This window comes from Vibrio marinisediminis (assembly GCF_014050145.1).
In the GTDB taxonomy this organism is placed as follows: domain Bacteria; phylum Pseudomonadota; class Gammaproteobacteria; order Enterobacterales; family Vibrionaceae; genus Vibrio; species Vibrio marinisediminis.
Genome location: NZ_JACFYF010000401.1, coordinates 1 through 230, shown reverse-complemented (window position 1 = coordinate 230; position 230 = coordinate 1). Strand labels below are relative to the sequence as shown.

The following is a 230-nucleotide window of genomic DNA, read 5'->3' as shown; positions in this document are numbered from 1 at the left end:
TTCTGTTTTCTAAATGTACTAATATCATAAGTTTTAGTAAAACGTGTTTTTATTAAAGCAGTATCATTTTTATACATTGTAGGCAGAGCTTCATTAAAATACCCAAGATTTATAATGTTTTCTGATTTAACACCACCCAACATAGGAACTGTAAGACTATTCCAAGTACGTATCTTTCCTTTTTGTAAATAATGAGTTAAACTATCTTGATAAATTTCATCATATTTAAA

Annotated in this window: 1 protein-coding gene; it reads right to left on the bottom strand. The window is 26.1% G+C overall.

All coding sequences use genetic code 11. The features are described 5' to 3' along the window. A partial coding sequence (locus H2O73_RS24455; protein WP_220457798.1) for a hypothetical protein occupies positions 1–230 on the bottom strand: 230 nt, incomplete at both ends.